The 13891-nt window shown below is 73.3% G+C and carries 12 protein-coding genes and 1 riboswitch; of the genes, 5 read left to right on the forward strand and 7 right to left on the reverse strand.

Annotated features, from left to right (window positions below):
* Position 1 precedes the first annotated feature (1 nt).
* The 5 genes from ACFY12_RS22325 to thiO all read right to left on the reverse strand — a co-directional run bounded on the left by ACFY12_RS22325 (position 2) and on the right by thiO (position 5623).
* Positions 2-901 carry a deoxyribonuclease IV gene (locus ACFY12_RS22325; RefSeq protein ID WP_390717597.1) on the reverse strand — a complete coding sequence of 300 codons (900 nt, stop codon included), beginning with the start codon at positions 899-901 and terminating at the stop codon, positions 2-4.
* 262 nt (positions 902-1163) lie between these two features.
* Positions 1164-3182 (reverse strand): Stk1 family PASTA domain-containing Ser/Thr kinase, encoded by a 2019-nt coding sequence (gene pknB / locus ACFY12_RS22330; RefSeq protein WP_390717598.1) that lies wholly within the window; start codon positions 3180-3182, stop codon positions 1164-1166.
* Between the two features lie 99 nt (positions 3183-3281).
* Positions 3282-4166, reverse strand: a complete 885-nt coding sequence (locus tag ACFY12_RS22335) for a thiazole synthase (RefSeq protein WP_390717599.1) — start codon at positions 4164-4166, stop codon at positions 3282-3284.
* 9 nt (positions 4167-4175) lie between these two features.
* Positions 4176-4406: a sulfur carrier protein ThiS gene (gene thiS, locus ACFY12_RS22340; protein ID WP_390717600.1), complete on the reverse strand. Its 231-nt coding sequence runs from the start codon at positions 4404-4406 to the stop codon at positions 4176-4178.
* On the reverse strand, positions 4403-5623 hold the full coding sequence (gene thiO, locus ACFY12_RS22345; RefSeq protein ID WP_390717601.1) for a glycine oxidase ThiO: 1221 nt from the start codon (positions 5621-5623) through the stop codon (positions 4403-4405). The genes thiS and thiO overlap by 4 nt, the downstream gene beginning before the upstream one ends.
* 93 nt (positions 5624-5716) lie before the next feature.
* Positions 5717-5829, reverse strand: a riboswitch (TPP riboswitch).
* A gap of 283 nt (positions 5830-6112) precedes the next feature.
* Between thiO and ACFY12_RS22350 the strand changes: the two genes are divergently transcribed.
* From ACFY12_RS22350 to ACFY12_RS22370, 5 genes are all read left to right on the forward strand, one after another.
* A complete protein-coding gene (locus ACFY12_RS22350; protein ID WP_390717861.1) occupies positions 6113-7363 on the forward strand; it encodes an NAD(P)/FAD-dependent oxidoreductase in 1251 nt (416 codons plus the stop codon).
* 169 nt (positions 7364-7532) lie between these two features.
* A complete protein-coding gene (locus ACFY12_RS22355; protein ID WP_390717602.1) occupies positions 7533-7898 on the forward strand; it encodes an Rv2175c family DNA-binding protein in 366 nt (121 codons plus the stop codon).
* Between the two features lie 122 nt (positions 7899-8020).
* Entirely contained in the window at positions 8021-8671 is a 651-nt protein-coding gene (gene thiE / locus ACFY12_RS22360; RefSeq protein WP_390717603.1) for a thiamine phosphate synthase, read from the forward strand.
* Between the two features lie 234 nt (positions 8672-8905).
* Entirely contained in the window at positions 8906-9823 is a 918-nt protein-coding gene (gene metF, locus ACFY12_RS22365; RefSeq protein WP_390717604.1) for a methylenetetrahydrofolate reductase [NAD(P)H], read from the forward strand.
* 46 nt (positions 9824-9869) lie between these two features.
* Positions 9870-11237, forward strand: a complete 1368-nt coding sequence (locus ACFY12_RS22370) for a hypothetical protein (RefSeq protein ID WP_390717605.1) — start codon at positions 9870-9872, stop codon at positions 11235-11237.
* 33 nt (positions 11238-11270) lie between these two features.
* On the opposite strand, the gene ACFY12_RS22375 is transcribed toward ACFY12_RS22370, so the two are convergent.
* Positions 11271-12800, reverse strand: a complete 1530-nt coding sequence (locus ACFY12_RS22375) for a phytoene desaturase family protein (protein WP_390717606.1) — start codon at positions 12798-12800, stop codon at positions 11271-11273.
* Between the two features lie 158 nt (positions 12801-12958).
* Positions 12959-13579: a DUF4126 domain-containing protein gene (locus ACFY12_RS22380; RefSeq protein WP_390717607.1), complete on the reverse strand. Its 621-nt coding sequence runs from the start codon at positions 13577-13579 to the stop codon at positions 12959-12961.
* Between the last annotated feature and the right edge of the window lie 312 nt (positions 13580-13891).

Consider the following 13891-nt stretch of genomic DNA (forward strand, 5'->3'; position numbering starts at 1 on the left):
CTCAGCGGGCGCGCAGCTGCTTGAGGCGGGCCACGTCCGCCGCATGTCCTTCCTTGCCACCCGGTGTCTCCACGACCAGCGGCACCCCGTCCGTCGCCGGGTGCGTGAAGAGCTCCGCGAACGCTTCGGCACCGATATGACCCGCACCGATGTTCTCGTGCCGGTCCTTGTGGGCGCCCGCCACATCCTTGGAGTCATTGGCGTGGATCAGCTTCAGCCGGCCCTCGCCGGTGACCTCCACCAGTTCGTCCAGCAGCGCCTTCGTCCCGCCCGGCGCCGCCATGTCGTGCCCGGCCGCGAACGCGTGACAGGTGTCGAGGCACACCCCGAGCTTCGGGTGCCGGTCCAGCGCGTCGAAGTACGGCCCGAGATCCTCGGCCCGCGCGCACAGTGAGGCGCCCTGCCCCGCCGTCGGCTCCAGCAGCAGCCAGGGGTCATCGGGGTGCTCCAGCTCGTCGAGCAACGGCCGCATCCGCTCCCTGACCTGCGCCATCGCCACCTCCCGGGGCCGTCCGCCGGTCGCCGACCCGGTGTGCACCACCACCCCGAGCGCGCCGATCTCCCGGCCGCGCCGCAGCGAATGGCGCAGTGAGGCCACCGACCTGTCGACCGTCTCCGCGGTGTGCGAGCCGAAGTTGATCAGGTAGGGCGCATGGACGTACACCGGCATCCCCTGCTCCGCGCAGGCTGCCCGGAACGCCTCGTCCTGCCCGGGGCTGCCCGGCAGCGTCGCCCAGCCGCGCGGATTCGCCACGAAGACCTGCACGGCCTCGTCACCCATCTCGCGGGCGTACGGAATACCGGTCTTCGCCAGACCGCCGGCCACCGGCACATGGCCACCGACCGGATTACGGGCACGGGCACGCTGCTCGGCGCCCTTGGGGAGGGGAGATCTGCTCACCCTCCCAGGGTGCCAGGTGCCCGGACGGCGGCGGCCGGGGCATCCGGTGGTTCCCGTAGGGGGCGGTCGAACAGATCCCCTAAGGGATGCGAGGCCCCCCTGCGGGGCCACAACCGGGCAGGGGTGGGAGGTATTCCCGGAGCCTCGCAGCCCCGGAGCCCCGGAGCCCCGGAGCCCCGCAGTCCCGCAGTCCCGGAGTCCGCAGTCCCGCGATGCCGTGACGGCGTGACGGCGTGACGGCGTGACGGCGTGACGGCGGAGGCTAGAGAGCTCCCTTGAGCTTGATGGTGATCGTGCCGCCCTTCGGTGCCTGCCGGCCGGGCTCGACCGACTGCCAGTCGACCTCGTCCTGCGGGAAGAGCCACGGCTTCCGCACCTCGACCCGGAAGCCGAGCGCGGTCAGCTCCCGCTTCGCGTCCTCGGTGTGCTTGCCGGTGACGTCCGGGACGGTGACCATCTCCGGGCCCTTCGACAGCGTCAGTGTGACCGTCTCGCCCTTGCCGAGTCTGCCGTCCGCACCCGGGCTCTGCCGGGCCACGGTGTCCTTGTCCTGCGGTGCGAAGACCGGCTGGTCCGCGAACCGCACCTCGAAGCCGGCCGCGCGGAGCGTGGCCTCGGCGTCCGCGCGGGCGCTGCCGATGACACTCGGCACCTGGACCGCGGAACCCCGGCTCACCGTCAGTGCCACCGCCGTATCGGGCTGCCGCTTGCTGCCCGCCACCGGGTCCGTACGGATCACCGACCCCTTGGCGACCTCATCGCTGAACTCCCGGCTCACCGTGCCCGGCACCAGACCGCGGTCGCGCAGCCTGCGCTTGGCGTCCGCGAGCGGGGTGCCGGACAGGTCCGGGACGTCGACGATCTCCGGACCGCGGGAGATCACGATCGTCACCGTGCCCGTACCGCGGATCCGCTGACCGGTCCCCGGCTCGGTACGCATCACATGTCCGCGCTCCACGTTGGCGCTGAAGTCCCGCCCGAGCCTCACCTCCAGACCCGCGTCCCGCAGTGTCTTCGCGGCCTTGGCCTGCGGCATGTCCAGCACCGCCGGGACGGTCGTGAACTGCCCGGCGCTGACGTACCAGACACCCGTACCCACCCCGAGGACCAGCAGCACAGCGGCGATGACCGTGGCCAGCCGGTGCCGCTGCAGCAGCCCGCCGAGGGCCGCCCGGGAGGCCGGGGACGGCGGGGATCCCGGCTGCGGGCGCAGCCGGGTCGTCCGCTCCGCCGGCGGTACCTCCAGCACGCTGGTGCGGTTCAGCTCCGCCTCGTCCGTCCCGGGCAGCGGCAGCTGCCGCGGTATCACGTCAGTGGGCTCCGACCCGTCCCCGGCCGCCCCCGGGAGCTGCCCCCGGCCCGCCGCTCCCGTGGCACCGGAGCCGCCCGCGGACACCTCCCTGGCCTGCGGCGGTACCACGTCCAGCTGCTCGTCCGTGAGCTCCGCACGGGCCTCCCGCGCCGAGGACAGCAGCGCCACCGCGTCCTGCGCGCGCTGCTGCGGATCACGGGCGGTGGCCAGCGCGACCAGGGCGTCCAACTGGGGCGCGAGCCCGGGCACCAGCCCGGAGGGCGGCAGCACGTCCTCGTGCAGATGCTGGTAGAGCACCTGCGCCACCGAGCCGCCCGTATGTGGCTTGCTGCCGGTCAGCATCTCGTAGAGCACCACGCCACAGGCGTAGACGTCGACCCGGGCGTCCGCGGTGCCGTGCTCCAGCTGCTCGGGCGCCAGATACGAGACCGTCCCCAGGACGGAGCCGGTCGTCGCGGTGGTGTTCGTGTCCACCGCGCGCACCAGGCCGAAGTCGGCGACCTTGACCCGGCCGTCGTCGCCGATCAGGACGTTCTCCGGCTTCATGTCTCGGTGCACCAGCCCCGCGCGGTGCGCGGCGCCCAAAGCGGCCAGTATCGGCTCCAGGATGTCCAGCGCGACCCGCGGCCGCAGGGCGCCCCGCTCGCGCAGTACGTCGCGGAGCGTGCAGCCGGCGACGTACTCCATCGCCAGGTAGACGTACGTCCCGTCCGTGCCCTGGTCGAAGACGCCCACCACATTCGGGTGCGACAGCCGCGCGACCGACTTCGCCTCCCGGATGAAGCGCTCCACGAACGCCCCGTCCTTGGCGAGGTCCGGGTGCATCACCTTCAGCGCGAGCACACGGTCGAGACGGGTGTCCACGGCCCGGTAGACCGTGGCCATACCGCCCGCGGCGATGCGCGCCTGGACGCGGTACCGGCCGTCGAGCAGCTGGCCTACGAGGGGGTCTCGGAGCGTCGTATCCACGGAAGGGGAGTCTAGGGGAGTCTCTTCGTAGGTCGTCGGTGTGCCGTAGCGCCCGAGGTGGCACCGCCTGCGGAGGGCGGCCGGGCGTGAAGGCAGGCGCTAAAAGGCAGGCCTCTCGGGGTCGAGGTCCGCCACCCCCTCCGTCGGCGACGACGCCAGCGCGAAATGGCGGCGGGGGATCCGCCCCGCCCGGTGTGCCAGGCGGCCGGCCGTCACCGCGTGGCGCATCGCGGCGGCCATCAGTTCCGGTTCCTGCGCGCGGGTCACCGCGGACGCCAGCATCACCGCCGCGCAGCCGAGCTCCATGGCGAGGGCGGCGTCCGAGGCGGTGCCCGCGCCGGCGTCCAGGATGACCGGGACGCCGGCCCGTTCGGTGATCAGCTGGAAGTTGTGCGGATTACGGATGCCCAGGCCGGAGCCGATCGGTGAGCCCAGCGGCATGATCGCGGCGCAGCCCACGTCCTCCAGCTTGCGGGCCAGCACCGGATCGTCGTTCGTATAGGGCAGGACGGTGAAACCGTCGTCCACCAGGGTCTCGGCGGCGTCCAGCAGCTCGACCGGATCGGGCAGCAGGGTGTGCTCGTCGGCGACGACCTCCAGCTTGACCCAGTCCGTGCCGAGCGCCTCCCGGGCGAGCCGGGCGGTGAGCACCGCCTCGCCCGCCGTGAAGCAGCCCGCGGTGTTGGGCAGTACCTGGATCTTGTGCCGTTCCAGTACGGACAGCACCGAGCCCCGTACGGTCGGATCCAGCCGCCGCATGGCGACCGTCGTCAGCTCCGTGCCGGAGGCGATCAGCGCACGCTCCAGGACGTCGAGGCTGGGCGCGCCACCGGTTCCCATGATCAGACGGGAGCCGAAGACCGTGTCGGCGAGGGTGAGAGTGTCGGAGGCCGCCGAGGCCGCCGAGGCTGTGGAAGGCGCGGAGGCTGCGGAGGGCCCGGAGGGCGTGGAGGCCGTTCCCCGGGAGAGTGCCGTATCGGACATATCGGTGGATCAGCCTCCCTGGACCGCGGTCAGCACCTCGACGCGGTCGCCGTCGCCGAGTGGGGTGGCGGACCACCGGGTGCGCGGTACGACGACGTCGTTGACCGCCGCGGCCACCCCGGAGGGCGCCGTGGACAGGGTCGCGACGAGCCGGTCGAGGGTGAGCCCGCCGGGGATCTCCCGGGCCTCTCCGTTGACGGACACCGACAGGGCGGGGGCGGGGGAACTTCCCTGACTCATACGGACTGCTCCTCCAGGAAGCGGGGGCGCTCGGTCCCCGGAGCGGTGACGGGGGTTCCCCCGTGCGGTTCGGGTGTGGGGGACGTGGACGCGGGCGAGAAGCGCGCGGGGGTGAAGGGACGGGCCTCCTCGGGCAGGCTCCCGGTGGTCAGCACCTCGGCCATCACCTCACCGGTGACCGGCGTCAGCAGCACACCGTTGCGGAAGTGGCCGGTGGCCAGGTGGAGGCCGGGCAGTTCGGTCGGCCCGAGGAGCGGGGCGTTGTCGGGGGAGGCGGGGCGCAGCCCGGCGCAGCTCTCCACGAGCGGCAGCTCGGTGATGCCGGGGACCAGCTCATGGGCGTCCCGCAGCAGCTCGTAGACCCCGCCGGCGGTGACGGTGGTGTCCCAGCCCAGCTCCTCGCTGGTGGCCCCGACGACCAGTTCGCCGTTCTCCCTCGGCACCAGGTAGACGGGGTTGCCGCGGACGACGGCCCGTACGGTGCGCGACAGGAAGGCGGGGGAACCGGGAGGCACGTCCGGCAGCCGCAGCCGCAGCACCTGGCCCTTGACCGGCCGCACCGGTGGCAGCAGCTCCTCGGGTACCCCGGCCAGCCGGCCGCTGTGGCTCCCCGCGGCCAGTACGGTCTGCCCGGCCGGTACCCGCGTGCCGTCGGCGAGCCGGGCGCCCGAGGCGCGGCCGCCGTCGATCGTCAGCCGTTCGGCCGGGCTCCGGTGGAAGACCACCCCGGCCCGCTCACAGGCCGCCAGCAGGGCGCTCGCCAGCCGCCGCGGATCGGCCTGGTGGTCGCCGTCGACCCGCAGGCCGCCGCGTACGCCGGGGGCCAGCATCGGCTCCAGACGGCGGCACTCGCGGCCGGTGAGCCACTGCGAGTCCAGGACCGAGCGGACCTGGAGGGCGTGCAGTTCGCGCAGGTGGGCGCGGTCGTCGGCGTCCAGCGCGACGGCCAGGGTGCCGCATCGCCGGTAGCCGATCCGCTGCCCGCTCGCCTCCTCCAGCTCCTCGGCGAACCGGGGGTAGCGGCGTGCCGAGGCGAGGTTGAGGCCCAGCAGGGTCTGCTCGCCGTAGTGGAGCTCGGTGACCGCGGCCAGCATCCCGGCCGCGACATGGGTCGCGCCGCCCCCGGGCGCGGGGTCGGCCAGTGCGACGGTCAGTCCGCGGCCGGCCGCCCGCCAGGCGGTGACCAGGCCGATGAGGCCGCCCCCGATGACGAGCACATCGGGGTGCCCGGTAGCGGAGGGCGGGGGTGCGGCAGACGGTGTGACGGCAGGTACAGCAGGTACGGGTACAGGTTCAGGTACAGGTGGATGCATGGGCGTTCAGCCCCTCCCTTCGCCGGCATGACCCGGATCAGGTTCGTACGGTCGGAGGCCGGCCAGCCTCCCTCTCAGCCCGGTACGTCCGGGCTCCCGCGAGTGCGTGTGCCCGTCACCCTAGTACGGGGGTGCGAGGCGCCGTAAGGCGACGTACGGGTGCGCGTGCTGGCGCCCCGGCGTGCGGGGTACGGTTCCGCGCCCCGCACACGGAGAGTGACGGTGTGTCAGAGATCTCCTTGTGTGCCACGTGAGCGGCTCGGCGCACCGGCCTAGAGTGATCGGGTGAGCGAGCAGAGCAGCGAGCAACACAGCGACCAGAGCAGCGGGCAGGGCGGCGAGCGGAGCAGTGGGCGGAGCGTGTCCTCTCCGTCCCCGGACCAGCCGCCGCGGGTGGTGATCGTCGGCGCCGGAATCGCGGGTGTGCAGACCGCGGTCGCCCTGCGCGAACAGGGCTGGCGCGGTGCGATCACCCTGTTCGGCGACGAGCCCCACCAGCCCTACGACCGGCCCCCGCTGTCCAAGTCGGTGCTGCTGGGCAAGGCCGACGGCTCCGCGTTCGACGTGGACTTCGCAGGGCTCGGCATCGACCTCCGCCTCGGCTGCCGGGTGACCGCCCTGGTGCCGGACGACCACCGGGTCGAGACGACCGAGGGCCCGGTCCGCTACGACCACGCGGTGATCGCGACCGGCGCCGAACCGATCGCCCTGCCCGGCAGCGCGGGCCTGCCCGGCGTCCACCTGCTCCGCACCCTCGACGACGCCGAGCGGCTGCGGCCGGTGCTCGCCGCCCGGCGCCGCATCGTGGTCGTCGGGGCCGGCTGGATCGGCGCCGAGTTCGCCACCGCGGCACGCGAGACCGGCTGCGCGGTCACCGTCGTCGAGGCCGCCGACCGCCCGCTGGCCGGCGCGCTGCCCGCCGAGGTCGCCGACCGGATGACCTCCTGGTACGCGGACGCCGGAGCCGAGCTGCGCACCGGGGCCCGGGTCGCCTCCGTCACCACCGGGGCGGTCACCCTCGCGGACGGCACCACGCTGCCCGCCGACGCCGTGGTCGTCGGGATCGGCGCCCGGCCCGCCACCGCCTGGCTGGCCGGCTCCGGCGTGGAGCTCTCGCCCGAGGACGGCTCCGTGCTCGCCGACGAGCGGCTGCGCACCTCCGTGGCCGATGTCTACGCGGTCGGCGACTGCGCTTCCTTCCCGTCCGCCCGTTACGGCACCCGCCTGCTGGTCCACCACTGGGACAACGCCCTGCAGGGCCCCCGGGCAGTTGCCGAGAGCCTCACCCGGGGCGAGGCCGGGGGAGTGGTCTACGACCCGGTGCCGTACTTCTGGTCCGAGCAGTTCGGCCGGTTCGTGCAGTACGCGGGCCACCACGGTGACGCCGACGAACTCGTCCGGCGCGGCGACCCGGACACCGCCGCCTGGTCGGTGCTCTGGCTCCGAAGCGAAGGGGGCCTGCGCGAAGCGCAGTCGGATCGGGGTGGTGGCGGGCGACGGGCGGGCGGACGGTTGGTCGCGCTGCTGGCGGTGGGGCGGCCGCGGGACCTCGCCCAGGGCCGCAAGCTCATCGAGCGGGGCGCGCTCCTCGACCGGGAGCGGGCGGCGAACGCGGCCGTACCACTGAAGGCCGCCGTTCAGTAGACGTCAGGAGGCCGTCCGCAGGAGGCCGTTCAGCAGCCGTCCGGCGCGTCCGGTAGCCGCCTGGTAGCGGCGGGCGCGCCGCGGGGTGCCGTCACTCTCCGGGGTGCCCACCGCCCCTGATGGCGATGCCCGGCTACCGACTGTCAGTGCGAGGTGGCAGGCTTGTCCCGTGACCGAGATTGACGCAAAGATCGATGGACTCGTCCCCGCCTGGCTCACCCTCCCCGACATCGCCGAGAGGCTCGGCGTCGAGGTGACCCGCGTGCGGCAGCTGGTCAAGGAGGGCCAGCTCATCGCGGTGCGCCGCGGCGAGAACCGGGCGCTCCATGTGCCCGCCGATTTCATCAAGGACGACAAGGTGGTCAAGGGCCTCGTCGGTACCCTCACGCTCCTCAAGGACGACGGCTTCACCGACGAGGAGATGCTGGAGTGGCTGTTCACCGCGGATGAGACCCTGCCCGGGACCCCGGCGCAGGCGCTGCGCGAGAATCGCGGCACGGAGGTGAAGCGCCGGGCCCAGGCGCTCGCCGTGTGACCCGCCCGGTGCGGCGCACTCAGGACCGCGACCGCACCGCCACCCACGCTTGACCACATCCGAGGGGTGTACGGACCGGAAGGCCCGGTCCGTACACCCCCGACCTGGGGGGACTCCACCCGATGACCACCGCACGCCAGGCCCTGTCCGACGCCCGCCTCTACCTCTGCACGGACGCGCGAACGGCCCAGGGCGACCTCCCGGAGTTCCTGGACGCGGTGCTCTCCTCGGGCGTGGACATCGTCCAGCTGCGCGACAAGGGCATGGAGGCCGGCGAGGAGCTCAGGCACCTGGAAGTGTTCGCGGACGCCTGCCGCCGGCACGGCACCCTGCTCGCGGTGAACGACCGCGCGGACGTCGCCCACGCCATCGGCAGCGATGTGCTGCACCTCGGGCAGGGCGATCTGCCGGTCCCGGCCGCCCGCGCCCTCCTCGGCCCGGACGTCCTCATAGGCCGCTCCACCCACGCCGAGGCCGAGGTGGACGCCGCGATCGCCGCCACCGGAGTGGACTACTTCTGCACCGGCCCGTGCTGGCCCACGCCCACCAAACCGGGCCGTCACGCTCCCGGCCTCGACCTGGTCCGCTACGCCGCGAAGCGCGCTTCCGAACGCCCGTGGTTCGCCATCGGCGGTATCGACGCCGGCAATCTGGACGAGGTGCTGGAGGCCGGTGCCCGCCGCGTCGTGGTGGTCCGCGCCCTCACCGAAGCCGACGACCCGGGCGCCGCGGCCGCCGCCCTGTCCCGGCGCATCCGCACCTGGAACGCCTAGTAACGCCTAGTAATGCCTAGTACCGCACTGCGCCCGGTATTGCACCGAACCGTGCCGCACTGCATGGCCGTCTGCGCCAGCCGCACCGCATGGCCGTCTGCCCCTGAAGAGGGGTTTGGCCTGGTGACGGGCCCGTGTGCCGGGGGGTGTCCAATCCGTGGACGGGAAACGGACCAACCAGGCATTACGTCGAACACGGTTGGTGTGTGTCCGGCCGCTGGTTAACCTGCCGGTATGGCCCTAGGTACAGCTTCCACCAGGACTGATCGCGCGCACACGGTGCGCGAACTGCTCGCCTCAGGCAAGCAGTCCTACTCATTCGAGTTCGCCGCCCCGAAGACCGAGAAGGGTGAGCGGACCCTGTGGAACGCCATTCGCCGGATCGAGGCCGTCGCGCCGACCTTCGTCTCCGTGACGTACGGCGCCGGCGGCACCTCCCGTGACGGCACGGTACGCGCCACCGAGCGCATCGCCACCGACACCACCCTCACCCCGGTCGCCCATCTGACCGCGGTCAACCACTCCACAGCGGAACTGCGCAACATCATCGGCCAGTACGCCGACGCCGGGATCCGCAATATGCTCGCGCTGCGCGGCGACCCGCCCGGCGACCCCATGGGCGAATGGGTCAAACACCCCGAAGGCCTCGGCTACGCCGCCGACCTGGTCGAGCTGATCAAGGAGTCCGGTGACTTCTGCGTCGGGGTCGCCGCCTTCCCCGAGATGCACCCGCGCTCGACGGACTGGGACACCGATGTGGCCCACTTCGTCAACAAGTGCCGGGCCGGTGCGGACTTCGCGATCACCCAGATGTTCTTCTACCCGGAGGACTACTTCCGGCTGCGGGACCGGGTCCGGGCCGCGGGTTGCCCGACACCGATCATTCCGGAGATCATGCCGGTCACCAACGTGCGCCAGATCGAGCGGTTCGCGCAGCTCAGCAACGCCGCATTCCCGCCCGAGCTGGCCGAGCGGATCCTCGCCGTCAAGGACGATCCGGCGGCGGTACGCTCCATTGGTATCGAGTACGCCACAGAACTGTGTGCGCGTTTGATGGCCGAGGACGTTCCCGGGTTGCACTTCATTACCCTGAACCACTCCACGGCGACCCTGGAGATCTACAAGAATCTGGGCCTGCATCAGCGGTCCTGATCACGGTTGGCCGGCGAGCGGCGGAAGCGCGGAAGTAGGGGCGGATATGGGCTGGACGATCCTCTATATCGCGTTCGGCCTGGTCGCCCTGTGGCTGCTGGGGGAGGTACTGCTCCAGTACAAGGCCCGGCTGCGCTGGCGGCTGCTCGCCTTCACCGGGTTCCTCGGTGTGGTCGTCGGTGTCGTCATCGCCTCGGTGATCGTGATCGGGGTGGGCCTGATCGCCTTCGCCACCGGCCAGACCCTGGTGACGCTCTCCTTCAAGCGAGGCTTCACCACCGGCTGGGCCCTGGGCGGCAAACCCGGTGAGAGCCGGCGCCGCCGGGCCCGGCCGTCCGGCCCGCCCGCCGCCGAACCGACCCTCCGGGTGTCCGAGGTCGAGCCGGTAGCGGCCGGCGAAGCGCCCGCTGGCGCCTCCGGTCAGGGCCTCGACGGGGGCGGCCAGGACGCTTTCAGCCAAGACGCTTTCAGCCGGGATGCTTTCGGGCAGGAAGCTTTCAGCCGGGACGCTTTCGGGCAGGACACCGCCGGCCAGGACACCTTCGAGAGCACCGGAGGCTTCCGGAACGACGGCGGCTTCCGGAACGACGGCGGCTTCGGGAACGACGAGGGCGGTGGCTTCCGCGACCAGGGCATCTACGCCGGTCAGGGCGCCTACGGCCACCAGCCCGGCGACCAGCAGCCGGGCGGTGCCTACGGCGGCCAGGACCCGTACCAGGACCCGCAGGACCAGAGCGTCTTCGCCACCCAGGCCTTTCCCATGCCGCCCTACGACGCACTGTCCACCGCGAGCGGGACCGCCCCCGCGCGGGCCGACGCCACCGCCGTCTACGCCCCGGAGCCACTGCCCGACGAGACCGGCCAGTACGGCATATACAGCGCCGACGCCCGCAGCCCGCAGACCGGCTATCCGGGCCATGACGGCTACGGCAGCACCGCCGGCAGTACCGCGGACAGCACAGGCGTCGGCGTCGGCAGCGACGGTAACGGCTATGCCTACGGGGGGAGTTACGGCCGGGCCGCGGCCGGCCAGGACGCTTACGCCGACCCCTACGCGGCGTACGGCGACGGCCGGGACCAGCAGTCGGCCTGCGCCGACCCGTACACCGGCACCCAGCAGCACGCCGCGCCGTACGACGCCTACGCGCAGCAGGGCCCCTACGCCCAGCCGGATCCGTACGCCCAGCCGGACCCGTACGCGGACCCGTACGCCCAGGCGCCCTACGGAGCGCAGCCCTACGACATCCAGGGCGGGCCGCTCGGCCAGAGCCCGGGCCCGGGCCCGGGATACGGGGAGACGCCGCCCGGCGGGCCCTATGTCCCCCAGCAGCGCGATGGTGAACTCCCGCCCGAGCAGCCGCCCTACCCGCCGTACCAGCAGCAGGGCTACGACGGGCAGCAGTACCGCTACTGAGCCGGGCCGCCGCCCTGTGCGGGGCGGGCTGACCTACGTGGAGCCGTGCCAGTCGTCACCGTTCACGATCAGGCCCGCGACCAGGGTGCCGGACATCCCCGCGTGCGCCGGCCCGCCACCCGGATGCGACCGGCCGCCGACCGCGTAGAGCCCCGGTATGCGCGTGCGGTTGCCGGGCCGCAGGAAGCGGCCGTCCTGGCCCGCCAGCGCCGGACCCGGCACCGGACCGCCGTCCACGGGCGGCAGGACCGCCCGCCACAGCACCCGTTCCCGCAGCCCCGGAACGGCCGCCTCGGCGACCTCGGCCAGCCGCCCCGCCGCCGCCTCGGCAGCGGCGGTGTTCCGCCAGTCCACCGGGCCGTGCGGCGCCACCGTCGCGGTCAGCGTCACGGCCTCATGGCCCTCGTCGGGCCGGGTGGTGGGGTCATCAGGGCGCAGCACCGTCACCGTCGGCCGTGCGCACGGCGTCCGTGGGCCGGGGCCGTCCCCGAACACGCCCGCCAGCTCCGCCGCGCGGTCCGCCGCATGGACGATGGTCCGATGCGCCGCACCCGGCTCCCGGGCCCCGCGCAGCGCCAGACAGACCGTGAGCCGTCCCGCCGCCCCCTGGCCCGGCCCGTCCTGCGGCCGCACATCGTCATCCCCGTACGGCTGCCGCCCCGCGAGGAGCGCCGGCAGCCGGGCCGGATCCACCCCCGCGACCACGAACTCCGCCTCATGGACCCGGCCGTCGGCCAGTTCGACGCCCGCCGCCCGGCCGTCCTTCTCGACGATCCCGGTCACCTCGGCACCGAAGCCGAACTCGACCTTCCGGGCCAGGCAGCGCTCGTACAGCGCGTCGGCCAGCGCCCGCATACCGCCGCGGACGTACCAGCTCCCGAAGGTCTGCTCCATGTACGGCAGGACCGTGGCGCTCGCCGGGGCGCTGCGCGGGTCGAAGCCGTACGCCAGCGCGTGGCTCTCCAGCAGCGCCACCAGCCGGGGGTCGGCCAGCTCACGGCGGGCGACCTCGGCGAGGGTGGCGGTCGTGGGCCGCTTGTTCCGGTTGTTCCGGCCGAACAGCGGGCGCCGCCGGTGCACCGCGGGATACGGATCGCGTCCCAGCACCCGCCAGTCCCGCCACAGCGGCTCCTCCAGGAGCGGGCGGCGGGTGGCGTCCCAGGCCTCGCGGGCCCGGCCCACCAGCGCGCTCCAGCGCTCACCGGCACCGGCGCCCAGCGCCTCGTCCAGCGCCGCGAGGACACCGGCGCGTGAGGCGTTCGGCAGCGAGACCGCCGTCCCGTCGGCGAAGACATGACGGCTCGCCGGATCGACCTGCGACATCTCGACGCAGCTCTCCAGCGGCTCCCGGCCGGTCTTGACGAACAGATCGCGGTACACCGCCGGAAGATGCAGCAGACCCGGGCCGGTGTCGAAGGTGAAGCCGTCCCGCGCCAGCCGCCGTACCCCGCCCCCGTGCGTCGCGTCGCGCTCGAACACCGCCACCCGGTGGCCCGCGACGGCCAGCCGGGCGGCGGCCGCCATGGCGCCCGTCCCAGCGCCGATCACCGCAATCCGTGCCATGCCTGCGACTTTATCCGGCGCCACTGACAACGCCCGCCCGGCCTGCTCCGGTACCGCTGTGCGTACCGCGCCGGCCCGTCGCGCGTACGGCGTCAGCCCGCCGTGCGTACGGCGTCAGCCCTCCGCGCGTACGGCGTCGGCCCGTCGGTGGGACCGCGTCAGCCCGTCGGTGGGACCACGGCGCCGGCCGCGGCCGACCGCTTCTCCGCCCGCCGCGCCCGCCGGCGCCGCAGGTACCGGCGGATCCGCGACCACAGCACGATCACCAGCGTGATGCCGGCGGCCAGCAGCGTGCCCGCGATGACCGCGGCGGCCACCGGGTGGAAGACCGCGAAGGCGATGAGCCCGGCGACGCCCAGGTCCTCCAGCACGCTCACCACGAAGTTGCTGGCCGGCTCCGGCGAGGTGTTCACCGCGATCCGCGTACCCGCCTTGACCAGGTGGCTCAGCAGCGCCGTGGAGCCGCCCACCGCGCCCGCCGCCAGCTCGGGCAGCGAGCCCTGGTGCCCGGCCAGCAGCGCCGCCACCACCCCGCCGGCGACCGGCCGGATCACCGTGTGCACGGCGTCCCAGACCGAATCCACGTACGGGATCTTGTCGGCGACCGCCTCGCACAGGAAGAGCACCCCGGCCACGATCAGCACATCGGGGCGCTGCAGCGCCGCCGGTACCTCATCGCTGACACCGGTCGCGCCGAGCACACCGAAGAGCAGGACCACGGCATAGGCGTTGATCCCGCTCGCCCAGCCACTGGTGAAGACCAAGGGAAGTACGGACACGACGGAGATCGTAGGCCGCCCCCGGCCCCGCTGGGGACCAGTGCTCAGGATTGAGTATCCGTACTCAGACGCCCAGATGAGTAGGTACGCGGATGGGCGGGCACCGGCCCGGACGGAAGAGTGGGGGCCACGGAAGGGAAGCGGCACCGCACCGCCGGCACGGGGCGGCGGAACGGCGCGGTTCCCGACCGTGACGGGGGAAGCACGGGGGAGGTAGGTACGGGGGCTCCACGGGGGAGTACGGGGGAGCACGGGGGAAGCGCTGTCCTGGTCGGATCGATGGGGGAACGATCCGCGCCAGGGCAGCGCGCT

This window comes from Streptomyces sp. NPDC001339, assembly GCF_042895955.1.
GTDB lineage: Bacteria > Actinomycetota > Actinomycetes > Streptomycetales > Streptomycetaceae > Streptomyces.